This is a genomic window from Dyadobacter flavalbus, from assembly GCF_006149045.1.
Classification (GTDB): Bacteria; Bacteroidota; Bacteroidia; order Cytophagales; family Spirosomataceae; genus Dyadobacter; species Dyadobacter flavalbus.
Window position 1 is genome coordinate 360,188 of sequence record NZ_VBSN01000027.1, and the last position, 25,190, is coordinate 385,377.

At 43.9% G+C, this 25,190-nt stretch carries 16 protein-coding genes; 6 read left to right on the forward strand and 10 right to left on the reverse strand.

The window, feature by feature from the left end; genetic code table 11:
• Nucleotides 1-3: 3 nt before the first annotated feature.
• Nucleotides 4-918, reverse strand: a complete 915-nt coding sequence (locus FEM33_RS06840) for a TIGR01777 family oxidoreductase (RefSeq protein WP_139011329.1) — start codon at nt 916-918, stop codon at nt 4-6.
• A gap of 29 nt (nt 919-947) precedes the next feature.
• Nucleotides 948-1,763, reverse strand: a complete 816-nt coding sequence (locus tag FEM33_RS06845; protein WP_139011330.1) for a lysophospholipid acyltransferase family protein — start codon at nt 1,761-1,763, stop codon at nt 948-950.
• Nucleotides 1,764-1,988: 225 nt separating this feature from the next.
• Between FEM33_RS06845 and FEM33_RS06850 the strand changes: the two genes are divergently transcribed.
• Nucleotides 1,989-3,464 (forward strand): M48 family metalloprotease, encoded by a 1,476-nt coding sequence (locus FEM33_RS06850; RefSeq protein WP_139011331.1) that lies wholly within the window; start codon nt 1,989-1,991, stop codon nt 3,462-3,464.
• A 615-nt stretch (nt 3,465-4,079) separates the two neighbouring features.
• Here FEM33_RS06850 and FEM33_RS06860 read toward each other — a convergent pair.
• From FEM33_RS06860 to FEM33_RS06875, 4 genes are all read right to left on the reverse strand, one after another.
• Nucleotides 4,080-5,261 (reverse strand): ATP-binding protein, encoded by a 1,182-nt coding sequence (locus FEM33_RS06860; RefSeq protein ID WP_139011332.1) that lies wholly within the window; start codon nt 5,259-5,261, stop codon nt 4,080-4,082.
• A 108-nt stretch (nt 5,262-5,369) separates the two neighbouring features.
• Nucleotides 5,370-5,735, reverse strand: a complete 366-nt coding sequence (locus FEM33_RS06865; protein WP_139011333.1) for a DUF1304 domain-containing protein — start codon at nt 5,733-5,735, stop codon at nt 5,370-5,372.
• A 91-nt stretch (nt 5,736-5,826) separates the two neighbouring features.
• Complete coding sequence (locus tag FEM33_RS06870) at nt 5,827-8,307, reverse strand: glutaminase family protein (protein ID WP_139011334.1); 2,481 nt, start codon at nt 8,305-8,307, stop codon at nt 5,827-5,829.
• A gap of 140 nt (nt 8,308-8,447) precedes the next feature.
• The gene (locus FEM33_RS06875; RefSeq protein ID WP_139011335.1) at nt 8,448-10,583 is read right to left on the reverse strand and encodes a protein-disulfide reductase DsbD family protein; all 2,136 of its coding nucleotides are present in this window, start codon (nt 10,581-10,583) and stop codon (nt 8,448-8,450) included.
• Nucleotides 10,584-10,734: 151 nt separating this feature from the next.
• Between FEM33_RS06875 and argB the strand changes: the two genes are divergently transcribed.
• From argB to FEM33_RS06890, 3 genes are all read left to right on the forward strand, one after another.
• Complete coding sequence (gene argB / locus FEM33_RS06880) at nt 10,735-11,520, forward strand: acetylglutamate kinase (protein ID WP_139011336.1); 786 nt, start codon at nt 10,735-10,737, stop codon at nt 11,518-11,520.
• Nucleotides 11,521-11,654: 134 nt separating this feature from the next.
• Nucleotides 11,655-14,981: a SusC/RagA family TonB-linked outer membrane protein gene (locus FEM33_RS06885; protein WP_139011337.1), complete on the forward strand. Its 3,327-nt coding sequence runs from the start codon at nt 11,655-11,657 to the stop codon at nt 14,979-14,981.
• Nucleotides 14,982-15,140: 159 nt separating this feature from the next.
• Complete coding sequence (locus tag FEM33_RS06890) at nt 15,141-16,604, forward strand: SusD/RagB family nutrient-binding outer membrane lipoprotein (protein ID WP_310588818.1); 1,464 nt, start codon at nt 15,141-15,143, stop codon at nt 16,602-16,604.
• Between the two features lie 213 nt (nt 16,605-16,817).
• On the opposite strand, the gene FEM33_RS06895 is transcribed toward FEM33_RS06890, so the two are convergent.
• Entirely contained in the window at nt 16,818-19,025 is a 2,208-nt protein-coding gene (locus FEM33_RS06895; RefSeq protein ID WP_139011339.1) for a phage head spike fiber domain-containing protein, read from the reverse strand.
• Between the two features lie 958 nt (nt 19,026-19,983).
• Nucleotides 19,984-20,421 carry a hypothetical protein gene (locus FEM33_RS06900; RefSeq protein ID WP_139011340.1) on the reverse strand — a complete coding sequence of 146 codons (438 nt, stop codon included), beginning with the start codon at nt 20,419-20,421 and terminating at the stop codon, nt 19,984-19,986.
• A gap of 160 nt (nt 20,422-20,581) precedes the next feature.
• Between FEM33_RS06900 and FEM33_RS06905 the strand changes: the two genes are divergently transcribed.
• Nucleotides 20,582-21,271: a hypothetical protein gene (locus FEM33_RS06905; RefSeq protein ID WP_229214123.1), complete on the forward strand. Its 690-nt coding sequence runs from the start codon at nt 20,582-20,584 to the stop codon at nt 21,269-21,271.
• Between the two features lie 42 nt (nt 21,272-21,313).
• Here the strand turns inward: FEM33_RS06905 and FEM33_RS06910 are convergent, their stop codons facing one another.
• Nucleotides 21,314-23,026 (reverse strand): PQQ-dependent sugar dehydrogenase, encoded by a 1,713-nt coding sequence (locus tag FEM33_RS06910; RefSeq protein ID WP_139011342.1) that lies wholly within the window; start codon nt 23,024-23,026, stop codon nt 21,314-21,316.
• Between the two features lie 190 nt (nt 23,027-23,216).
• Nucleotides 23,217-24,389, reverse strand: coding sequence for an AIR synthase-related protein (locus FEM33_RS06915; protein ID WP_139011343.1), 1,173 nt, complete (start codon nt 24,387-24,389; stop codon nt 23,217-23,219).
• A gap of 252 nt (nt 24,390-24,641) precedes the next feature.
• On the opposite strand from FEM33_RS06915, the gene FEM33_RS06920 reads away from it, so the two are divergent.
• Entirely contained in the window at nt 24,642-25,148 is a 507-nt protein-coding gene (locus tag FEM33_RS06920) for a C40 family peptidase (RefSeq protein WP_139011344.1), read from the forward strand.
• Nucleotides 25,149-25,190 lie beyond the last annotated feature (42 nt).

Below are 25,190 nucleotides of genomic sequence, written 5' to 3' on the forward strand. Positions count from 1 at the left end.
TATTTACTTACTGAATACTTCTTTCAGAGCCTCGGATAGATCAGGATATTTATACTGAAAATCGGTTTCTTCCGCAATCCGTTTGTTAACAAGATAACTGCTGCCGAGCACCACGTTGGCCATTTCTCCGAAAACCATTCTTAGTGCAAAAGCAGGCACATTAGGCAAAAACTGAGGTTTGTCCAGTGTTTTGCAAATCTGTTTTGTAAGTTCTTCGTTTGTAACCGGTGGGCTGGCCACTGCATTGTAGGCTCCGTTCCACGTTTCCTTTTCCATGGCATCGATATACATTTGGCAAATGTCGTCAATATGAATCCACGGAATCCATTGCTTGCCCGAGCCCAGTGGTGCGCCGAATCCGAAACGCGCCGGCGATGCCATTTTCGGAATTGCTCCGCCTTCCATGCTCAGCACAATGCCAGTTCGGAGTATGACGGTACGGACTCCAAGCTTGGCAACGGCGCCGGCTGCTTTTTCCCATTCTATAGTAACGTGTGAAAGAAAGTCGTTGCCGGGAGGCGAGCTTTCGGTATGCCGGATGTCGCCGGTGTCTTCACCGTAGTAGCTGCTTCCGGAAGCGGAGATGAAAGCAGCAGGTTTGATGTTTTTTTCCTTTAGTTTTTGCGCAATCAGCAGAATGCTGTCGGTACGGCTGGAAATAATGGTTTTTTTACGCTCTTCGGTCCAGCGTTCGTCTGCAACGCCGGCACCGGCAAGATGGATCAGAAAATCGGTATTTTCCAGTGCATTTTCTTCGATGTATCCTTTCGCAATATCCCATTCAAAAACCTGAACAGACTTTATATCCTTCTTCTTCCGGCTCAGATAAGCAACGTCGTAATTTTTTTCAAGAAGAAGTTCGGTAAGGCGTTTGCCGATTACGCCGGTTCCGCCTGTGATCAGTACTTTTTTGCCCATAGAAAAATACTTTAAAAAAGCATTCCATGTCAGGATGCAGCAGTTGCCATTCCGTCTTTAGGAGCTTCCTGCTCAATGGCTTTTGTAACCCGTTCAATCATGCTTTCAATGGACTCATCGGGTAAAAAATGCATCGGCGCTTTAAACTGCACCGTAAGTTTTGTGTTCCGTTTTTTAAACCGTAATCCTTTCTTGTCAAATGCACGTCTGAAGCCATTGATCACAACCGGAATGACAATCGGCTGATGTTCCTTGATCAGATGCGCCGTTCCTTTTCTTACCGGCGCAAACGGCTTTGTTGTACCCTGCGGAAAACTGATTACCCAGCCATGCCCAAGCCCGAGTCCGATTCGGTCCTGTGCGGAATTGTCGAGCTGCCTTTGTACATTTTCTCCGTTGGCGCGCCAGGAGCGTTCAATCGTAATGGCGCCGCCCATGCTGAACAATCTTGGCAAAATTCCGCCTTTCATCGTTTCGGCGGCTGCAACATAATAACACCTGGCGCGCGGAGAAAATAGATAGAACGGAGGCGAAATCGTGTCCTTATAACCCCATTTGGCCGCACAGAAAATATGGTAAAACGCAATGACATCGGCAAAGTAAGTCTGGTGATTGGAAAGAAAAAGCACGCCGTGATCGGGAAGATCAAGCAACTGGTCGCTGCCGATGATCCTGATTTTATTGACAGCCGTATAGCGGTAATAAGTAAACCAGCCCAGCACAAAGATGAAAAACCTTTTGATGATCAGATAATTGCCGAAAGGATCTTTTTCGAAAATGCCCATAAAGTCAAGCCGGACCAGCCATGACGGTAAAAGACTGTAATTACTTTTTTCTGAATTCATCGTGTAAATGTATGCTCTGCTTTGCAGCTGAACCGGCAACTTTGTAGTAAAATGAAAATCTGCATCCTATTCCGGCGTAATTTATGTAATAAGCACAGTTAATGTAAATATATTTTTTGCACAAAGTCCGGCGTACAAAGCTCTGTTCAATTTGGCATGATTCTTTCGTAGAATTCCTTACGATTTCAATTATTATTTCCTTAGTAACATTCGATTTTTGGTTTTATGAAAATAAAATTTCAACTACACATTATTACAAGCTTTATAGTAGCTGCCGGCTTCCTGACAGGATGTTCCAAAAATCCGGTTACCGGAAAAAAGGAGCTTATTTTTATGTCGCAGGAAAAGGAAATTGCGCTTGGAGCTGAATCGCATCCGTCCGTAGTGGCCACCATGGGGATTTATGATGACAAAAACCTGCAGGCATTTATCAATGAAAAGGGAAAGGCCATGACCAAAATTTCGCACCGGCCCGATCTTCCTTATCAGTTTTTTATAGTTGATTCTCCCGTTGTGAATGCTTTCGCTGTGCCGGGCGGTTACGTATACTTCACAAGGGGAATCATGGCACATTTTAATAATGAAGCGGAATTTGCAGGTGTACTCGGTCACGAAATCGGGCATATTACGGCACGCCATTCGGCACGTCAGCAAACTTCGCAGATTCTGGGGCAGGTTGGGTTAATGGCCGGAATGGTGCTTTCCGAAACGGTAAGAGGCCTTGCCGATCAGTCGCAGCAGGCATTGGGATTATTGATGCTGAGTTACAGCCGTGATCATGAAACGGAGTCGGACAAGATTGGTGTGGAATATTCCAGCAAAATCGGTTATGACGCACACCAGATGGCCGACTTCTTCGGAACGCTGAAAAAACTGAGTGAAAAAAGCGGACAAAGCATTCCTACTTTCCAGTCTACGCACCCCGATCCGGGCGACCGTATGAACAAGGTTGAGAAACTGGCAACCCAATATCAGACGGAGCATCCGGCCAAATACAACGTAAACCGAGATACTTATCTTCGCAAAATAGACGGCATTGTGTACGGAGAAGATCCGAAGCAGGGTTTTGTTGAAAATAACGTTTTTTATCATCCCGAACTCAGACTGCAGTTTCCGGTTCCTAGCGGCTGGCAATATGAAAATACACCGATTCAGTTTCAGATGGCTGCAAAAGATGGAAAATCGATGATGATGTTCATGATGGCTGAAGGAAAATCACTGGAAGCGGCAGCGCAGGCAACTGTCAAGAATTACAGTCTGCAGGTTCTGGAAAATACTAAAACGACGATCAACGGCAATCCGGCAATCGTGATGGTTTCAAAGCAAGTGGCGCAGTCTGAAAACGGCCAGGCGCAGGCACAGTCTGCGGAAAGTACGATTCAGGTTGCAACATGGCTTATTCAGTACGGGGGAAATATTTATGCCATGCATGGCGTTTCGGCAGCCGGCAATTTTGACAGCAGCCTGAATCAGTTCCGGTCCGTAGCGCAAGGTTTCAAATCGGTTTCAGACCAGAATATACTGAGCAGAAAACCGGACCGTATCCGAGTAAAATCGGTTCAGCGTGACGGCACTTTACGCGACGCTCTGAAAGACAATGGCCAGCAGGATAACCGTCTGGACGAACTGGCAATTATCAACGGCATGGATTTAGGTGAAAAAGTTACTAAAGGAATGCTGATCAAGACGTTGGGTAAATAAGTAAAGAGGCATTAAATCAAAAAAGCCTTTGTTATGGAATCATAGCAAAGGCTTTTTTACATTTTGATCAATCGAATAACTTAGTAAAACATCTCTAGATTCTTATTTCATTGCCTCAATCCGACTGCAAAATAACATTAGTTCCCTGAAAGTCAGAAACAGATTGGCCTGGCGGGGATTGTAGCCGGTTTGTTTTTCAAAATTGACGAAGCCGCTGTAAATCTCCCATAAATTTTCGACCATTTCGGCCGGACTGCTCAATTCAAATAATGCTTTTACTTGCTGGCCATAAGCCAGGCATAGCGAATCCGAAAACTCGAGAGTGTGTGTTTGTTGTTTCGTTTTCGTGTTTTTAGGAAATAAAAAGCCCTGTCTAAGGTGTCCTAATGCACACGAAACGAGGCATCCGGGGGGCTTTCGCCGCACCCGCACCATAACAGGGCAGATCGTCTAAGATTTTTCATTGTTTCGCGTTTTTATTAGGAATGCGAATATTCAGAAAGTGTTAGGAGAAATGCAAATGGGGAGTTTGCCTTTGAATAAGTGGAAGATGCCGATGGCTAATTGAGACAGAACTCCGGTTTAAAAAGAATCTTTTCTGCAATCTGAAATGCATTATTCAATATCTATAATCTTACGAATCACATCCATCATTTCAATCAACGGAACAACTTTAACATCGCCAGAAATCATGTAACTGTTTTTTCCGGGAAAAACAAAATACTTGTGCGTAGCCTGGATATCTTCACAGCCAGTACTGAATCCTTTGCTGACAGCAGGTGTCAAAGACCTTTTAATTTCAATGGCAATTCTTGTCTGATGATTAATTTCTAAAACAAGGTCTATTTCTGCTCCGGCTGCGGTGCGGTAATAATAGGGAATAACCCAGTCCGGCAGAACAGAAAGCAGATTTTCAATAATAAAACCTTCCCAGCTTCCACCCAGAACCGGATGCCCGAGCAAGTCGTCCTGATTTCTTATTTTAAGAAGAGTATGCGTAATACCGCTGTCACGAATGTAAATCTTGGGCGTACGAACAAGCCGCTTTCCTGCATTTACAGACCAAGGTTGCAGTTTGCGGACTAAAAATAAATCTTCCAGCAGATCCAAATAACGGTTAGCTGTCGGAACACTTATTCCAAGACCGGCTGCAATACGGCTCATGTTTGAAATACCGCCCTGAACATTGGCGAGCATTGTCCAGAAGTTGCGCAAAACAGCAGCGGAAATTCGAAAGCCTAACTGCGGTATATCGCGTTCCAGATAAGTTGTGATCAGGTTTTGGCGCCACTCAAAACTGCTGCTATTATTTTCAGCAAGGAAACTTTCAGGGAATCCGCCTCTCAGCCATAATTTATCAATATTATCCTTATCGATTTCCGTTGCTTTCAAACCCGTTAACCTGATGTAAGCAATTCTTCCTGCCAAGCTTTCGGAAGATTGTTGCAACAGATCGAGCGATGCAGAACCTAATATCAGAAACTGTCCTGATTTTTGGCCTGCTCTTCTTCGTTTATCAATAACTCCTCTTAAGACGGCAAATATTTCCGGAGTCCGTTGAATTTCATCCAGAATAATAGTCCGATCCGAATGTGAGTTAAAATAGAGTTCAGGTTCGCTCAGCTGTGCAGCATCCGAAGGCGATTCCAGATCAAGGTAAATGGGTTCAGGAGAAATCTTTTCTGCAATCTGAAATGCAAGCGTAGTTTTGCCAATTTGCCTCGGCCCAAGAATGCCAACAGCAGGGAATTGCTTCAATAAATTGAATATGTCGTTTTGTGATTCTCGTTCTATCATCCTTGTAAATTTAACGCTCGATGTTAAATTTACAAGGATAAATTCATTTCAGCTCTAAAAAGTACTATTTCATTATTAGAAAGTACATCTTCTGGTTTTCGGATTTTCTCACCTGAGATGTAATACAATCAAGGCCACAATCGCCGGCAGCGCTTGTACGAAAAATATCTTTCTACTTGCAGTTAATGCTCCGTAAATGCCAGCTACAATAATGCAGGTCAGAAAGAAAACAGCAATGTAAAATGCCCAGTTGTGGTCCGTAATAAAAAATGTCCAGATTAATCCTGCGGCCAGAAACCCGTTGTACAAACCCTGGTTTGCAGCCAGTACTTTTGTCGGCCTGAACAGCTCCGGAGCCAGCGAACCTTTAAACGTTTCCTTGCCTTTTGTTTCCCATGCAACCATTTCGATGTACAAAATGTAAAGATGTTCAAGCGCAACAAGGCCGACGAGGATTTTTCCAAGCATTTCCATTTGGTTCGGATCGGTTAATTGAGAAATGTTACAATGCTTTTTTTTAATGTAAATGCAGTTGCCGGATTTCCGGCAACTGCATAGCAATAGTTTACTTCATTTTCTCTTTCAAAACTTTCATCCAGTACCCGCCGACAACGGACCGCGCACGAAATCCTACTGACTTCCCGTCCACCGTTTCGTGCCAGTCGGAAAGTGGAATGCGGTCGGGCGTTTCCATGGCGTATTTGTAAACCGGCTTGATAAGAGCGTCAAAGTCGTTTTGATTTTGGGCCAGTGTTGCCGTCCATACGATCCAGTCTGATTTGGTATAGGTTTTGCGGCTGTCGAGCGGCAGGCCGAAAAGCTGCTGTCTGGTGAGGTAATAGTTGATTTCCTTTTCAGCAACTGTTTCCGGAAAAACGTTTAGTGCAAGAAGCTCATCCCAAACCAGATTATATTTCTGGCTCCACGAATCCTTATTGTCGAAAGTAAGGGCATAATGATCGCCGCTGTCGGCAAGTTCCATCCACTTTGCTGCGAATTCTTTAACTAATGCATTTACTTCTGTGGCTTCCTTGCTGTCACCCAGCTGCTCGGCCATTTTTGCATAAGAAGCCAATCCCATAATCGCCTTAATGGACAAGTTCGCGTTCCGGGCCAGATGTCCGGCAAAATCATCGGTACAAAGCTGGTTAGCCGGATCAAAACCTTCTTTTTTCAGATAATTGGCCCAGGTTGTAAGTACTTTCCAGTGCTTTTTGGCATAATCAATATTGTTTTCAGCTTTACAAATTGCATACGTCAGAATGAGCATGTTACCCGATTCTTCCACCGGCATGTCTTCGCCGTAAGTCTGGCCGTTGGCCTGCGGATACGTTCCGACGTCGTGCGCTGCAAAAGGCTTTGTCCATTTTCCGCTTTCGGAATAGTAAAAGATCGGTTCCATCATTCCTTTCAACAAAACCGGATTGTAAAGCAGGAACAAAGGCGCAGAAGGATACGTAATGTCCACCGTACCAATAGAACCGTTACTGAAATTCTCTTTGGAAAAAAACAACGGTGTGCCATTCTGATCGGCAACCAGCTTATGCGCTGCAATTACCTGACGATAAGCCAATACGCAAAGTTCGGCATATTCTTTTCCGCCGGCCTTTAATGCATCTTCATAAATCGTTTTGTCAGTTTCTGCACACATTTCAAGAATTTTGGTAAAATCGTCTTCTGCATTTTTCAGCTCGTTCTGAATCGTGTTGTTTCCATCCTTATTCCACCAAGGACGCAGGTTTTTGCCAAAATACTGAACCGAATAGCCATCGTCATACCCGAGCATGGCATGAAGCGATTTGTTTTCAGCGCCCACTTTGCCGGCATCCAGAACTACTGCCATGGATGTGGAAGCAGCATTTCCGTCTGTTCCGGGTTTATTATTCAAAATACCATTTGTAGTAAAGGATTTTACAAGATCCGTTGAAGCGCCTGTTGCAAAGCTTTTTGCAATGTTTGAAGGTGCGGACAAGTACGCTTGTCCCCAGTCAATACGGACGTTGTCTCCTTTGCGGGCAAGTAATTTCTGTTCTTTGTTAGCCAGAGAGAGCATCAGCAATCCGTTTGCATTGGCAGTTTTTCCTGTAACATCCTGGCTGTAATCATTCACTGCCCACAAACCTGAAACCGCATTCAATATCTGAACGTCATGCGTTTTGCCGTCGCTGGATTTTACGTCATATACAACATAATTTACCGGTCTGGAAAGCAGTTCGAGGTTGCTCATAATCAGCGGCGCTACAAACTTTGCGGTCAGATGAACAGGGCCGGCTTCAAATTCGTAAATCGTTTGCGTAGCTTTCATTTCAAAGCCGCTTTGCTTTGCCGAAAGAATTATGTTGCCGCCTTTCGATGCTTTTTCATCCACAATGCCGATATCAATATAACCGGGACCAGCACCGTTCTTGCAATAAGCAGCCAGCATGTTCTTTCCTTTTTTAAGCGATTTGCGGGCTGCTTCGCTGATTGGTTTTAATTCATAATCGCCCGTGAAGCAAGGAGCACATTCGTAAGCCGGAACGCCGTTGATAAATACTTTTACATCATCGTCGTGAAAAATATTCAGGCCCGGTTTTTCCAGATCGGTTTCGGCCAATGTAAACTCACGTCGGTACCATACTTCATTCGGAAATATGGTGCCGGTTTTCAGCATGTTATCGTTACGCTCTTTGGTGCCGAACGGCGCTTGCCCGCTTTTCCATGCAGCCGAATTGTAACTTTCTTTAAACCAGTTTTCACCAGGGTTAGAAATCGTATATTTTGCCGTATAGCCCGTTTCTTTAGCTACCGGAACAAGGATTTTCAGCTCAGGACTGGCGGCTCCAAGAAAGCGGTATGTTTTGCCGTCCACGCGGATAAGGCCATCCATGGGGTGTGGTTTTCCGGTCCAGTGCTTGGTTATGGAACCATTGAGCGCATCGCCAAATGACCATACGCTGGTATAAGGATCAACGGTAACAAGCGGAACAGCGGGCGGACGGAAGTTTTGTGCAACTAATGTAAAGGAGGAAAAAAGAAGAAATGCGAGCGACCAAAATTTTGCCATCGGTTTTCAAACGGGTTTATAAGAAGATCATAAAGAACCTTCAAATAAGCCATAATCCTGCAAAATATATTGGCATTTAGTAAATGCTTGATAAAAAAATAACATGCTGTGAAGACACAGGTGTTATTTTTTATGCCAAACTACATCGCTTTCTCAAATGCAGCCTTGCCGGTATCCAGAAACGAAGCAAACTTGGCTGGATCCAGATCGTAATTCTTTGGAGCCACAAGCAGGTTTCCGTTATGGTCCACAAGGCAGTAATGCGGCTGCGCATTGTTGTTGTATTTTACAATCTGAAGATCCGCATTCTGCGCACCAATTGTCTTTTTGACCTTGTTGTCGTATTTGGAAGTATACCATTGCGATTCAGGAAGTTCTGTTTTGTCATCGACATAAAGCGCAACGATCACGTAATCATTTCTCAGACGTTGCTGTACGGCAGGATCCACCCAGACGCGCGCTTCCATTTCACGGCAATTGACGCAGCCATGACCGGTAAAATCGATAAATACAGGCTTGTTAACCTTTTTTGCATAGGCCAGAGCATCTTTGTAATCGAAAAAACCTTCCAGTTCATGCGGCAAATGAAAAAGATCGGAATACTTGCGGGCTTCACCGGAAACAGCGAAAGGCGCAACGCCGGCCGTTCTTTTTCCAAGATCAAAATCCAGCGTGGACTGCGGCGGAAGATAACCGGCCAGTGCTTTCAGTGGCGCGCCCCACATGCCCGGAATCATGTAAACAACGAATGTGAACGTGACAATGGAAAGCAATAACTTGGGAACGCTCACTTTTTCCACAACCGAATCGTGCGGCGTCCTGATTTTACCAAGAAGATAAAAGCCCAGCATTGAAAAGATTACAATCCAGAAAGCAAGGTAAATTTCCCTGTCGAGCAGCCGCCAGTGATAAACCTGATCGGCAATGCTCAGGAATTTCAATGCAAGAGCCAGTTCCAGAAAACCCAGCACAACCTTAACGGTATTGAGCCAGCCGCCGGATTTCGGCAAAGATTTCAGCCATTGCGGGAAAAGGGCAAACAAGGTAAACGGAATTGCAAACGCCGAAGAAAACGCAGCCATTCCGATAATCGGTTTTACAACCGCGCCGCCCGCAGACGCCACGAGCAAACTGCCGACGATCGGGCCGGTGCAGGAAAACGAAACCAGAACCAGCGTAAAAGCCATAAAGAAAACGCCTGCATAACCGCCGCGATCCGCACGTGCATCCATTTTGTTTACAAAACTGCTTGGCAGAACAATTTCAAACAGCCCCAGAAAAGATAACCCGAAGACAAAGAATATGGCAAAGAACAACAAGTTCGGCAGCCAGTGCGTACTCAGGAAATTGGCGAATGCAGGGCCGTTGAGTCGTGAAACCACGGTTCCGATCAGGGTATAAATCAGCACGATGGAAATGCCGTACATAAAAGCTTTCAGCTTTCCTTTTTCCTGATTGGTAAAATAGCTTACCGTCATCGGGATAATCGGGAAAACGCATGGCGTAAGCAATGCAACAAGCCCGGAAAGAAATGCAGCCAGCGCAAATCCCAGCAATGAATTTCCCGCAGCAGGATCTTCGGCGGTAAGGGAAACATTGGCTGCCGTGTTGATTTCAGGTGCATTGGACGAAGTATTTGCCTCAGACGAAGCTGTATCCATTGTTGCTGCCGATACTTTTTCAATGGAATCAGCCGAGCCGCTGGAAGTAGAAATGGCCGGAGAAGTTGTGTTTTTATCCGCCGGCGCCGTAGCTCCGACAGCCGGTGCTGTATTGTTATTAACCGGAGCGGAAGCAGCAACAACTTTTAATCCTGTAAACTCAAAATCATCGTTTCCCGGAATGCACAAACCGGTAACGTGGCTGCAAGTCTGGTATTCAGAACTTCCCTTTATAACCGGATTGTCGGCCAGAACTTTGATAGTCTGCTTGAAAACGCCTTTTTTCTCAAAATAACGAACATTGCCGCCCCATACTTCTTCAAATTTCGTTTTCGGGTTCTGCGGTTTCAGTTTGCCGACCACTTCAAACGTGTTGTTCTTTTCAAAATTGAACGTTGTAAGCATCGGGCCCAGATCCGGATCGAAATCCGATGAGTACATATACCAGTCTTTGTCAATAACCGCAGTAAAGATGAGATCCACGGTTTCCCCTTTTCGGACTTCATTTTTGGAAAATGAATAAGTCCAGTGCGCTTTGGCTTTTTGTATCTGTGCAAAAACGGTATTTGTAAAAAGGAGATAAATACCTACTAATAAGAATATACTGCGTTTCATATTGCTGTTCGGAAAATAGGCTGAAGGCGTCAGCTTTGGATAGTCAACGTAATTTTGCCAAAAAAATTCACGAATTAAAATTCCCTTTCTCACCGAATCCCGTTTCTGTTACCTTTGTCGGCTTAAATTCAGAAAAGTAAATCTTATTTCAATGTCCCAGGCTCTTTACATTATAAAAATAGGCGGCAACGTGATTGATAACCCCGCGGCATGTTCCCGGTTTTTGAGCGATTTTGCCAAACTGGACGGACACAAAATTCTGGTGCACGGCGGAGGGAAAATCGCCACGCAAATCGCTGCTGATCTTCAAATTGAAACGCAAATGGTGGAAGGAAGGCGGATCACGGACAAGCCGATGCTGGACGTGGTTACAATGGTATACGGCGGATTGGTGAACAAAAATCTGGTTGCGCAGCTTCAGGCATCCAACTGCAATGCCATCGGCTTGACAGGCGCTGACGGCGGCATCATACGTTCGGTGAAAAGACCTGTGAAAAATATTGATTACGGATTTGTCGGTGACATTGAGGCTGTAAATAATGCGCAGATTGATGCATTGCTGAACAGCGGCCTTGTTCCCGTGATTGCTCCGCTTACTTACAGCTCGGAAGGTTTGCTGCTGAACACCAATGCGGATACAATGGCTTCCGCAACGGCAGTTGCCATGTCAGCCGATTATAATGTAAATCTTGTGTATTGCTTTGAGAAAAAAGGAGTCCTTTCTGATCCGGAAGATGACGATGCCGTTATTTCCACATTGAACCCGGAATCGTATGCAAATTACAAGTCAGCCGGCGTTATAAACAAAGGAATGATCCCGAAGCTGGACAATGCTTTTGATGCCCTTCATCATGGTGTCAGGAACGTAATCATCTGTCATGCCCATGATGTGCTTGCATCCGCAAACGGCAGTGCAGGAACGCTTATTACTTTATAATCATGTACATTTAATTTGGCTTTTTAGCTTTTTGACAATAAATTAATAATTTTTTTTAAGAAGTAGGGCATATTTAAATAAATTAATTGTTAAGATTGTATTAAATTTTAATACCTCAAATTAATCAACCACTCATGGGAAAAATTTTACAAAGACTTATTGTCATGCTGATGATGGTAAGCAGTCCTGTTTTCGCTCAAACGATTACAGGAACCGTTAAGTCGGGCTCCGATGGCCAAGCCTTACCGGGAGTTTCGGTTCTGGTTAAAGGTACCACCAATGGTACGACGACGGATGCTGACGGAAAATTCAGTATTGCTGCTTCTCAGAACAGTACACTTGTTTTTTCATTTATCGGTTACAAATCGATCGAAGCACCGGTAGGAAACAAGACAACACTGGACGTCGTTCTGAACGAAGATGCGTCGCAATTGAATGAAGTAGTAGTAACGGCACTTGGGATTTCCAAAGAACAACGTGCACTGGGTTATGCCACAGCAATCGTAAACAACGAAGCTTTAATCAAAACGGCTTCGCCAAACTTTGCAACGGCACTTTACGGAAAAGCACCGGGTGTGACGATCAATGCAACGCCGGGCGGAGCTACTTCTGGTGTAAGTATCAACATCCGCGGTTTCAGCTCCATTACAGGTAATACACAGCCCCTGATCGTTCTGGACGGTATTCCGATTCGTAACGGTGAGGCTCGCAACGGTGACTTCTGGGCGGATCAGCGTTTGCGCGGAAACGGTCTTCTGGATTTGAACCCTGCTGATATCGAGAACATTTCGGTATTGAAAGGTGCTTCTGCTGCTGCATTGTATGGCTCGGAAGCTGTTAACGGGGTTTTGCTTGTAACTACCAAAACTGGTAAAGGTAAAAAAGGCCTTGGAGTTGATTTTAACGCCAGCTACAATGTTGATAAAATTGCTTATTTGCCACGTTATCAAGATGTAAGAGGTCCGGGTTATCCGTTGAACTACAACAATGGTGGTCAGGATGCAGCAGGTTTTATCTACTACGATACCGACGGTGACGGCGTTAAGGAAACAAGAGGCTTACTTGGTGCAACAGTTAACTTCGGTCCTAAATTTGACGGACAGCCAGTAATGGCTTGGGATGGAAAGATCAGACCTTATTCTCCATCCGGTAACAGCTATGCCGATTTGTTTGAAAATGCGAGCAGCTCAAACATCAATCTCTCTATTTCAAAGGCAACTGACAATGCAAATATCCGTTTTTCATTTACCCGTCAGGACAATGGAATGATTAGCTATAAGTCTAAAAACAGCAAGAATATCGCTAACCTAAATGCGAGCTTCAACCTGAACAAAAAGCTGAAAACGGATTTAATGGTTAACTATGTAAACCAATATACTTACAACAGACCTTTTAAAGTGGATCGTATGATCAACAACTTTACGGGTATGATGAACCGTTTTGAGTCAGCTGACTGGTACAATGACAAATACCAGACAAGTCTTGGCTATAAATTTGTAACTGGTGCAGGAACGCAAAGCTTGACTCCAAATGAGAACATTATTTACAATGGTTTCAAAGCAGATATTGCGGATTACGTTTGGAACACGAGAAAGAACCAGTATTTTGAGTACACAGACCGTGTAATCGCAAGTATTACCCAGCACTGGGACATTCTTGAAAGTCTGAAACTAAGAGGCCGTATCGCAACTGACTGGACCAGCGAAAGAATGGAAAACCAAGAATACAGTTCATTACCGCTTGCATTCGGATACTCAGGTAATTTTGGAATGGATAACAACTTGTACAATAATGTTTACGGTGATTTACTTTTGACCTATACAAAGAAATTTGGTGAGGATGTAACATTATCTGCGCTTGGAGGTTATACTGCAAACAGAACACTGAATACCTTTATTCAAAGATCAACTAATGGTGGGTTGAGCACTGAAAACTTCTTCGACCTTGGTGCAAGTGTAAACTTCGCCAATGGCAAGCAATCCAGAATCAGATACTTGCGCGATGCTTACATGGGAACACTTAATTTCGATTACAAAAGCCTTTTCTTTGTTGAAGGAACAATCAGAAGAGACCGTACTTCTTCATTGGCACCTGGTAACAATGCATTTGTTTACCCTTCTGTTAATGCCAGCTTTGTGTTCTCTGACGCATTTAGTCTTCCAAAGTTTTTCAGTTATGGTAAATTGAGAGGTTCGTTCGGGATTGTGGGTAATTATCCTGAAATCTATCGTGCTAACGTAGCATTTGGGCAAGGAAATCTTAGTGTACAGGAAAGAGGAGGTGCTTCGGTACTTTATACTAACATGAGTGCAGATCGTGGTAACGACAGAATTCGTCCGGAGCAAAAACGTGAATTTGAATTTGGTTTGGAAACTAAATTATTCCAGAACCGTATCGGATTAGATATTGCTTACTACAATGCACAGATCGTAGACCAGATACTTCCGCTGAACATTGCAGCTACTACAGGTGCAAGAACCATTCTTGCCAACATCGGTACTTTAAGAAACCAGGGTGTTGAAGTTGCCTTTAATGTAAGCCCGATCAGAGCTACCAGCCTGAATGATTTCAACTGGGATCTTACTTTGAACCTGGCAAAAAACGCAAACAAGGTAGAAAAGCTTACAAATAATTCAACAGAGCTGCTGCACGCTGATTACGATGGAAATGCTGCACAGGTAAGATCAATTGTTGGTCAGCCAATGGGAGATATTTTTGCGCATGGTATTCTTAGAAATGCGCAGGGGCAAGGTATAGTAGGACCAAATGGTTTGTATCAGTTAGATGGAGACAACTGGATTAAAGTAGGTAATGCGATGCCAAAACTTACCGGAGGTTTACTGAATACTTTCAGCTATAAAAACTTCACTGTTGATGCGGTAATTGACTTCCGTGTAGGCGGACATATTATGCCAACAGGTATTAACTGGATGACATCAAGAGGGTTGACCAAGGAGAGCCTCAATTATATGGACAAGGAGCATGGCGGACTTTCTTACTACGTAGATGAGAATGGTAAAGGTGTTCAAACATCGGAAGCAGCAGGGCCTGCAGGACAGCCGGTGTACAATGATGGTATGCTGATGGACGGTGTAACTGCATCGGGTGAAGTGAATACAAATGTGGTTTCACAGGCGGTTTACTACAATTCAACTTATAACTGGGGAGGACCTCAATACGGTAATGCGCGTTACGAACTGTATGTTCAGGAGAATACTTACTTTAAAATGCGTGAGCTTTCACTGGCTTACCGTCTGCCTTCCAACATCGGAAGAAAATTGGGTGCCCAGAACGTATCACTATCAGTGTTTGGACGTAACCTTTTCTTCCTGTACAGGACTGTAAAAGATCTGGATGCAGAGCAAACGAACATCAGTTCAAGATGGTATGAAAACATCAGCAACGCAGGTAGCAATCCATCTTTCCGCACTATGGGTGTAATGCTGAGAGCCAGCTTCTAAATTTTAAAATTGATCATGACAATGAAAAAAATATCATCATTCTTATTGGCAGGACTTATGCTGGTGGCTGCGTCTTGTCAAGAATCCGAGTTTACTAAAAGGTATGCGGATCCTGCAAAGATTTCCGAAACAACTATCGAAAAGCAGTATACCGGTATTATGTACACAAACCGGGAGTATATACTGCCAGGTTATGGAAACTACTTTGTTACTTTGAGAACCACGCTGAATCGGTACAATCAGGCAGTAGGTTGGCCTTTCGAATCAGGTAATTATGTACCAGGTTCAGCCGGTGTACAGGAGGTTTGGTACAACTACTACAATACCTTGTCTCAATTCCGGGAATTAGAAAAGGTTTATGCAAGTAAATCCGCTGAAGAGCAAGCTAACAAAAAGATCTTTATGCTAACAGCCAGGGTCTATTTGTACGATTATACACAACGCATTGTTGACCTTTTTGGAGCAATTCCTTTTACAGAAGCAGGTATGGTAAGCGCCAACAATGGCGATTATGTACAATCAAGTGCCAAATTTGATTCACCAGAATCTATTTACACATTAATGCTTGATGACTTAAAGTCAATTGCAACTGAATTGAATGGAACCACATTGAATGCAGGTTATCAGAAATCTTTTCAGACTTCTGATTTTGTGAACAAAGGAAGCATTGATTTGTGGAAACGTTATACCAACTCGCTTCGTCTTCGTATGTTGATTCGCGTATCTGCTGCGCCTGACTTCAAAGCGCGTGCAACTTCTGAAATCGGTGAGATTCTGGGTAATACTACTACTTTTCCAATTGTTGAAAACAACGATCAGAATATTCAAATCAATGTTTTTGATATCAATACAGATATCAATTCAAAAGGATTTAAGGATGGTATCGCATCTGGCGGTGATTGGTTTGGAAACACTGCAAGCAAGAAAATGATCGATCACATGAATACCAATGCAGATCCACGCTTGAAAATCATTTTCGAACCTGGTCAAAAGGCGAACGGTGTTTATGCTGGTATCGACCCGCTTGCAACTTCGGCTCTGCAGACAACCATGTATCAGAATGGACTGGTTTCAATTTACAACCGATATACATTGAGTAACAACCAATTCTTTCCGGGTGTAATTATCAATGCAGCTCAGGTAAACTTGATCAAAGCAGAATATTACCTGAACAATGGAAATGAGGCTTTGGCAAAAACAGCTTATGAAACTGCAATCGCGCAATCTGTTGATTTCTATAATGATATTCTTGCTGTGACTAATGCAACAGGTATTACGGATGCAACTATTCCTGATCCGGCAACTAGTGCGCAAGTCACTGCTTACATTGCAAAAGATGCTGTCAACTGGACAAAAGCGACAACGCCTGCTGCAAAACTCAGCCTGATTGCTACTCAGAAATGGCTGCATTTCAACATCGTTCAGGCTTATGAAAACTGGTCAGAAATCCGCAGACTCGACATGCCAACATTGCAGTTCCAGGTGGACAATGCCAATAACCAGACTACGCCTCCTGTAAGATGGAACTATCCGGGTAACGAAGTAACTTACAACCCGACCAATTATGCGGCTGTAAGGGAAAATGACAAACTTACAACCAGGCTTTTCTGGGATGTAAAATAATCGGAAACGGTAATTTACGGTATTGCAAAACGGGCCGGCATTCATGCCGGCCCGTTTTGTTTTTTATCGCCAGAGGTTACTGCTGTTTGCAGGAAAGTACCTTGGTAAAACAGAAATACATAAAAGCAAAATGGCTGAAATACTTGCATAACAAGCAATTTCAGCCATTTATACAGATTGAATTTTTTTGATTTAAAAACTCAATGCAGGTAACTAGACAATCAGTAAAGGCTGTGCGATGCGTGACCGAAGGGAATTGTCGTACGAAAGTTCCATATTGGCGTACTCAATGGTAAGTGTCTGCGGCATCGGCGAACGGTAAATTCCGAATTTCCAGTATGGTCCGATTCTATCAGGATAGCCGATCTCAATACCCGACAGATCAATCACTTCTTCTCCGTTTTTCCACCATTGCAGTTGCCCTCTTGTAGTTGAAAATCGCGTGCGCATTACAATCTTGTGCCAGACTCCACGCGTAAACTGACTGCTTCCTCTGAGTACTGATTTCGGACTTTGCCTGTGCGGATTGTTAGGCGTTGAGCAGGTGAAAACATTTACGGTATCCAGACCATCCAGCCGCAAGGCAAGAATTGGCGGTGAAGGAACATCGTGCTCGTCAGGACTTGCATGAAACTGGCCAATGTAGCAGAATTCAGTAGGAGCCAGATTAAGTGCATCGCCCTCTGCTATGCGCATGGAAAATGAAAGCCAGATGTCCTGATCAAAAGGAAGATCTGAATTCTTCATGTAAAACTCCGAACGTTCCCGGTTCTGGTTATTTATATCACCGTACCAGACGTCTCCGCTTTTGACCTCAAAGCGATAAATAGGGGAGGATTTATTAATGGCTTTCAGCAACGACCATCTTTTATTGGCATGCTGTGCATTATACATTCTTTCGAAAAAAGTAATCAGCGTGCCGCTTTCCCCAACTTCTGCATATTCCTGCGGAAACAGGTTTTGTGCCGTTTCTTCCTTGCTGATGATACTGTCGTCCGTATCATAAAAGTTGATAACCTGCGTTACGCTTGCAGAAGTCGGTATTTCATAGTTGCCGTCGATCTTGCTTGTCCATTTTCCGCCATCCATTCTTTGTATAAATACATCATGCAGACCGCTGTTTTCGGGTTTGATCAATGTCACAACATCCGCGGCACGTTTGACCGGCCTTTCATTGGTACGGATGTAACTGGTTGCCGTCAGACCTTTCTCCACTTGTACGCCCCAGGCATAAATTCCGCTTGATCCGTCGCCCTTGTAAAACTGGCGGCCATTCTGTTCTTCCAGTCCGATAACTGTGAATGTGTAAGGAAGGTAAGTGATAAAAGTAGCAATGCATCTGAACCAGCCGTTGTTTACTTTCTGAACCAGTGCCGAGGAGAAAATACTGCTTTTGTTTCCAACAATCCCTTCGGTCAGGTCAAAATGGACAGTCAGTCCGTTCACATTAAAGTAAGCCCATTTGCGCTCGCCTGCTTTCAGATAGGCGCTCATGGTGTAAGTTCTTCCTATTTCCGTAGCGATAATCGGACTTGGAACAATATAATGTGAAGTAAATGAGGTATTTTCCTGAATTCTGTATGCCGGGTTTTCACCATCCGGGGATTTCCTGCCGCTTTCTTCAACGGTAGCATACTGCTTCCGCCAGTTGCTGTTGATGAGTGTCTGTGAATACGGAACAAGGTTTATTGCTGCCGGTTCAATAAGCACGCCTTCAAGTAATGGATTGTTTGCCGCAACATTGTAATTGTACCGCAGAGGGTAACCGGTAGAGTTGCCGCCTTGTTCCAGCAGGCTGCCTGATATGTAAAGAAATTTGTTTTCCCGGCCTTCATAATTTATTGAATCGCCGTCGCTCAGAAGGTAAACGTGCAATCCTGAATTCGTATCCAGGTCGGGCATTCCGGTAATGGAAAGTTTCCACCAGCCATTTTCCTGATAAGCGTATTTGAGGTCGATCAAATTGGAACTGGCGGAGATGACTGAACCGGTTTCAAGATCAAATTTGACGCTCGGGTTTCCTCCGGTATAACTTGCAGAATTAGCAAAACTGAACTGAACACGGCTTGCGGTTGCGGCTTTAAGGTATACGCTGATGGTAACCAGTTCTCCCTGAACAACCGTTGCATTCAGTGAAAGCCGGTGTTCGCCCGAACCTTCGGTCTCGAACAGCTTCATCGCATTACCGGGCCTGTCAATGGCAGAAACATTTTCGGATGCAATGGCGACGGCTCCTACTTTAATCCAGGCGCTGCTGTCTAAATCCTCATTGATGGTAAGGCCCTCTCGTCCTGGCTCGGTAAAATGCAGATAACCGTCTGATCCGTAATATGATGCCTCACTTTCTCTTGAACTGGAAAAATCGTTGCTTACATATGCAGGCTCCTGCCTGAAATCAAAAACTTTTATAGGTGTTAACATCTGCCAAAAAAATAATAAAATTATAAATCAGTATACAGTACAGAGTTATAGAATATATTTTACTAAATGTTAAGTTGAAAAGTGTAGTTATACTCATCCGAAGTTCATCATAAATGCGCTGTCAGTCATCAATGCCTTTCGTTGAATTTTGAGAAAGACACTTGAAGCAACACTTGATAAATAACTTAAGAATCTATATACAGCCCGGCATTCAAACAACAATCCTGTACTGAATATTGAATTTTCTTACCCAAACTTAATTGAAATCTGATGAAATTCAGGAAAAACCTGAAGTGTGCGTGTCCGTTATAACTAAATGGATTACAAAAATATTGCTTATCTAACTTTGCTAAACAATATAACCGGTTTAAGCCAAAATTAAACTATTTTCTTTTTTTAATATACCGAAATCTTTAAAAAAGAATGAAAAATATGCAGAACCGATGCATTAACATACAATCGTACAGAAGTATAACGAAAGTTCAAAGGCTTATATACAAGCAGAACCAAGGTCGGTAAATATGATTATAATAATTTTTTTTCCGGCATTTTCATGTAAATGCATTCCCTGGAATATGTTATTTTAAAGGGAAAGTATCGATTGATCAAACCGCATTCGCTGCATTGTCAAAGTGGTTTAGAATTCTGTAAACCATCCGGAAATGACCAAGTATTTTTCAATTTAAAGGTGAATTATTTCTACCGTACCAGACAATACGAAGGCTTTTTTTGGGGTATAATCAGCTCGTTGCAATTAGCTTTCTGCGATCAGAAATGCAGCAGTTAAAAAGTAAATTGTACAACCAGTTATTCAATCGATTTCAAGTAATTATTTGTCAGTAAAATAATAAATTCGGAATCCGTCTTTTTACTCTTGCTTTGATACAATCATTCCCGGACATTCGAATCAGGGATACAAATGCCGGGAATATATGATTTGCTTACGTTTCAGAAAACCTTATTTATTTGTTCCTTTAATCACCAGAGCAGTTACCAGTCCACCGACAAGATACCAGGCGACTGTCAATGCTTTTGTTGTGTTTGTACGGTTTACAGGCGCATCGTTCAGGCCGAGCGGTTTTGTGAGGGTTAATGCGCCGATTCCTGCCGCAAGCCCGATTCCGGCTCCGCGCAAAAGCACATTCTCCTTTTTTCCTGCACCGATCAGACTGTAATACAATGCATTGCTTACGACGTCAGCAGCCAGTGTGGCAGCGTACAACGCATTGCCTTTCGGAGGTTCTATGCCTGCACTTTCGAGGATGCCGGACAGGGCTTCTTCTCCGACCAGATCAACCCTCGGAGCATTCGGGAAAAAACGTTTTGCACTTTCATGCAGGATATTGAGCACAACGGCACCTGCAAGCCCGGCGGAAATATTGTTTATTGCTTTCATATTGGATTTTTAACTGAATTTATTCCAATATTTAAAATATTGTGCCCTGCCAAAAATCATGCGTTTTGTGTTCCGTGTGGATAAATCCGGTTATTTTATAAATTACATGCGTATTAACAGAACTTTTATGATCCGTTTCAGAGCCTTAATGCTGTTGCTTTTGACTTCAATTATAACTTTGTTCGGGTGTAAGGGCTTGAAAGACAATCCTAAATTTGCTTTTGCCGACGGCGTTTACCATTCCCGGGTACAAGGCAAAAAGGCGCAGGTTTACATTGAAAATACCGAAGATTCCGTTATCGTCTATGCGCTGAAAAAAGGCTGGCAGCGGCTTTCCCTGAAAGCTTCCTCGCTTCCGAAACAAAGCTATCCGCAGAAAGCAAATGCAGAAACCATTCGTGCAAACCGCTATTGGCAAAATGGTTTTGATGTCGATATCCTGACTATTCCGCTCAAATTCCGGCCTTCCGCACCATCATTTCCCAGACAGTTCAGCAATAATCTTAATGGTGCGGTTTATCTCGGTTTCCGAAACGATACTTACCGGCTTTCCTATGACAGAAACCCGATTGGACAGATCAATCAGAAAATTAAGCATTACGGTATTTCCGCCGGTATCATCACCGGACTGGGTGCTACCGCCATGAATCCCTATGTTACCAGTAATCAGATTGCCATTGAGTACGACGGCATGATCTGGTCAAAAGGCGCTGCGGTCATTATGGGGATCGACAATTTTACGTTCGGCATCATAGGCGGCATCGATCATTTGCTGGATAAAAACAGTGTATACTGGCTTTATAACGGCAAGCCTTATCTCGGCCTCGCTGTTGGTCTGAACCTGAACTGAAATGCTTTTCAGTTCAGGTTTTTACAACATTATAAAAAGTGTTTATTCCTTTACAAGTACTTTCTGCTGAACGACTTTGTCCGCTCCGGCCATACGGACTGTATAAATCCCGGAAGCCAGGGTTTTCAGAGGAATGCTTACAGCACCGTTTCTGCCGGAAATCTCTTCTTTCTGTGAAATCTGTCCTTTTGTATTAATCAGTTCAAACGACTGAAACGGCTCGTTAATAACTAGATTGATCATGCCGTTGCTGATTATGGAAGGCCTTACAAAGTTTTCGCTGAACATGCCGGTCGTGTTAACGGTAATCATTCGGGAGTATTGGAAAGTATTGTCCGTATCAATCATTTTCAGACGGTAGTAAAAGCTTCCTTTTTCTGTGTTCCGGTGAAAAAAGGTATAATCGGAGCCGGATGAAGCATTTGCGGCCAGTATAGTTCCTGCTTTTTCAAAACGGATCGCATTGTTGCTGTATTCTATCTCAAACTCGCGGAAATTTCTTTCTTCGGTAGTTTGCCAGGCTAATCTTACACCTTCATTGCCGGCAGAACCGGAGAAGTCAACTAACGTTACCGGCAGGCCTTCTTCGGTAAAAATGCTGTACACCGCATTGCCTGCAACGGCATATAGTTCACCGCTTTCATCTTCGCCAATGTCCACAACGCCGGCCAGCGTGGAAGTCTGGTATTCTTTTACAGAGCCATCGGCAAGTATCTTGTGAATGTCGCCCGAATAATAATCCATTCCGATATAGTAGCCATACATCAGCGGGTTTTTCCGGCCTCTGTACACCACGCCGCCGATTACCGATTTTCCTCTTTCGGTACTGTTCGGGTAAGTATAAACCGGTATGGTATAATTTTCTGCCGGTCCGCAGCCGGTTCTGTCCGCACCTGGCGTTGCCACATTTCCTTCATAGCATTTCCATCCGAAATTGGCACCATTTATGCTTTCATCAGGTAAAAAATTGATTTCTTCCAATGCACCCTGGCCTACATCGCCGATCCAGATACCGTGTTCTTCCCGGTCAAAGCTCCAACGGAACGGATTTCTCAGGCCTGTTGCAAAAACTTCATTTCCGTACGGATTATCAACCGGTATTTTATAACTGCCCGTTTCTCCTGCCGGCATATTGACATCAATCCTCAGTATTTTCCCAAGCAGGCTGGATATGTTCTGGGCATTTCCGGGAACATCGTTGGCACCGCCGCCATCGCCTGTGGACAGATACAGAAAGCCGTCGTTATACCCGAAGTGAAGTTCTCCGCCGTTATGGTTTCTGTTTACGGGATGCGGTATTTTCAGGATTTCAAAACGCGTATCTGCATTGACTGTATTAGCCGGGGAAGCTGCGGCAGTATATCTTGCCAGAACCAGATCGCCGGCCAGATCCGTATAATAAGTGTAAATGTAGCCGTTCGTTGCAAAATCGGGGTGAAATGCAATACTCAGCAAACCGCCTTCGCCCTGCGCACCAACCGTTGAATCCGGCAAATTCATATTCAGATAGGTGGCAGGTGAAGCCAGTGCATTTGCTTCAAAAACTTTCACAACGCCTCTTCTTTCAGCAATAAAAATCCGGTTGGAACCATCGCCGGCATGTACGATCTGCATCGGTGCTGTGAGGTTTGTCATCACAGGCGTCATGTTGATTTTAACGTCAGGAGCCTGTGAAATGGCCTGGCCGGCAAGCATTATGGAAAAAAGCAGCAGCAGAAAATTTCGGGAAAATCCAGTAAAGTCAAGATTTTTCATAAGCCGGAAGTTTAAGATGATGAAGAATGTTTAAAATAGTTCTACATGCTCATCTTATAACATTGTGCCAGTAAAATCCGGACTCCTTCCATGGCTTTGATATTGCAAAAAAAAAGTATAATGCTGAAACAGAGAACATAAAAAAGCCTTTCAATCTGCTGACTGAAAGGCTTCAACTGCTTTGCAGAAATTAGTTATAGTGATATTCGCCGGATTCGTTCCGTATGGTCAGTTTCTTCACAGGAGATTCTTCTACTCTTCCGATCACCTGCGCATCTATTCCAAAGGATCTGGAAATGCTTATGACCTTTTTTGCATGTGCTTCGGGCAAATAGATTTCAAGCCTGTGGCCCATGTTGAAAACTTTGTACATTTCCTGCCAGCTTGTTCCGCTTTCCTGCTGGATAAGCCTGAACAAGGGCGGTATGGGCAACAAATTATCCTTGATAATGTGAAGGTTATCAACAAAATGTAGAATTTTCGTCTGAGCGCCGCCGCTGCAGTGCACCATGCCGTGAATGTGCTGGCGCATCTTGTCGAGCAATGCTTTTGCCACCGGTGCATAAGTACGCGTCGGGGAAAGGATCAGCTGGCCTACATTCAGCGGACTGCCTTCAACGGGATCTGTCAGTTTTCTGGTGCCGCTGTAAATCAGATCGTCATTTATTTCAGGATCAAAGCTTTCCGGATATTTCCCTGCCAGATATTTTCCGAGTACGTCGTGCCTTGCCGATGTAAGCCCGTTGCTTCCCATTCCGCCGTTGTAGGCATTTTCGTAAGTTGCCTGTCCGTACGATGCAAGTCCTACAATCACGTCGCCGGCTTTGATATTGGCATTGTCGATTACTTCGGACCTTTTCATGCGTGCAATCACGGTACTGTTTACGGTAACCGTCCGCACAAGGTCACCTACATCCGCCGTTTCGCCGCCGGTACTGTATATTTCAACGCCGTAGCTGCGCAGCATTTCCAGGATTTCTTCGGCTCCGTTGATTACCTCGGCAATGACTTCGCCCGGAATGCGGTTCTTGTTTCTGTCAATCGTGGAGGAATAAAGCATCGGGCCGGTTGCGCCCACACACAAAAGATCGTCCGTATTCATTACAATGGCATCCTGCGCAATGCCTTTCCAGACTGAAATGTCACCGGTTTCTTTCCAGTACAAGTACGCCAGAGAAGTTTTGGTCCCTGCGCCGTCCGCGTGCATTATGGTGCAGTATTCGGGATCGGCAGCAAGCATATCGGGGACAATCTTGCAGAAAGCCTTTGGAAAAAGCCCTTTGTCTATTTTTTCAATTGCCTTATGTACATCTTCTTTGGATGCCGAAACGCCGCGCTGGAGATAACGGTCGGTTGTTTTCATCTGAACCTGTTTATTGGTTTTAATCCTTTTAAAGGCACAAAAATAGGCAAAAAGGTGCTTAAACCTTTACTTTAATGAAGATCACATTTCTTCAGATCAATCAATAACTTACAGAAAGTATTGAAAATTAATCAAAATATAGAATTAGATATGCTTATAAAAAGTCCTAGTTTTACAAATATCAGCTTAAAATAGTAAAAGCAATACAATCTCCTGTTCATGGGTTTGGATGCCGGATTAAAACCATTTTTCATGCAATTTTTAAGTCGTTCCTTTGTCTCCTTTGCCTTATTACTAACTGTTACTTCCACTTGCAATCTAGCACTGGCCAATTCCGGGGCAGCAAGGCCGGCGCCTCCCGACAGCCTTCATGCAGTACAATCATTGGTTTCCTTTGCAACAAAGCATCTGCATATTCCATACCGTTCGGGCGGGGCTTCCAAAAAAGGTTTTGACTGTTCAGGATTTGTAAGATACTGTTTTGACAAGTGGAATATTTCCCTGCCGCATTCCAGCTCCGCACAGGCAGAACACGGCGAAACCGTCAAACTGGATGATGCAAGGCCGGGCGATCTGATTTTCTTCAAAGGCAACAGTGCGGCAAGCGAGCGCATCGGGCATGTCGGGATCATCACCGAAGTAGCTCCGGGCTATGTGCGTTTTATCCATTCTGCATGGAAAGGCGGCATTCGCTACGATCTGCTGAATGCCAGTTATTATCAAAAGCGCTTTGTGGCAATCAAAAGGTTAATGGATTGACAATGCTTTAAATTAAAATCCTTTTACTTGTTTTAAGGCAGC

Coding starts and splice junctions, on each gene's coding strand:
- FEM33_RS06865 (WP_139011333.1), bottom strand. CDS start 5,735: ATGGAAATGCTTGGAAAAATCCTCGTCGGCCTTGTTGCGCTTGAACAT.
- argB (WP_139011336.1), top strand. CDS start 10,735: ATGTCCCAGGCTCTTTACATTATAAAAATAGGCGGCAACGTGATTGAT.
- FEM33_RS06895 (WP_139011339.1), bottom strand. CDS start 19,025: ATGTTAACACCTATAAAAGTTTTTGATTTCAGGCAGGAGCCTGCATAT.
- FEM33_RS06850 (WP_139011331.1), top strand. CDS start 1,989: ATGAAAATAAAATTTCAACTACACATTATTACAAGCTTTATAGTAGCT.
- FEM33_RS06885 (WP_139011337.1), top strand. CDS start 11,655: ATGGGAAAAATTTTACAAAGACTTATTGTCATGCTGATGATGGTAAGC.
- FEM33_RS06875 (WP_139011335.1), bottom strand. CDS start 10,583: ATGAAACGCAGTATATTCTTATTAGTAGGTATTTATCTCCTTTTTACA.
- FEM33_RS06920 (WP_139011344.1), top strand. CDS start 24,642: ATGCAATTTTTAAGTCGTTCCTTTGTCTCCTTTGCCTTATTACTAACT.
- FEM33_RS06910 (WP_139011342.1), bottom strand. CDS start 23,026: ATGAAAAATCTTGACTTTACTGGATTTTCCCGAAATTTTCTGCTGCTG.
- FEM33_RS06860 (WP_139011332.1), bottom strand. CDS start 5,261: ATGATAGAACGAGAATCACAAAACGACATATTCAATTTATTGAAGCAA.
- FEM33_RS06845 (WP_139011330.1), bottom strand. CDS start 1,763: ATGAATTCAGAAAAAAGTAATTACAGTCTTTTACCGTCATGGCTGGTC.
- FEM33_RS06840 (WP_139011329.1), bottom strand. CDS start 918: ATGGGCAAAAAAGTACTGATCACAGGCGGAACCGGCGTAATCGGCAAA.
- FEM33_RS06915 (WP_139011343.1), bottom strand. CDS start 24,389: ATGAAAACAACCGACCGTTATCTCCAGCGCGGCGTTTCGGCATCCAAA.
- FEM33_RS06900 (WP_139011340.1), bottom strand. CDS start 20,421: ATGAAAGCAATAAACAATATTTCCGCCGGGCTTGCAGGTGCCGTTGTG.
- FEM33_RS06890 (WP_310588818.1), top strand. CDS start 15,141: ATGTACACAAACCGGGAGTATATACTGCCAGGTTATGGAAACTACTTT.
- FEM33_RS06870 (WP_139011334.1), bottom strand. CDS start 8,307: ATGGCAAAATTTTGGTCGCTCGCATTTCTTCTTTTTTCCTCCTTTACA.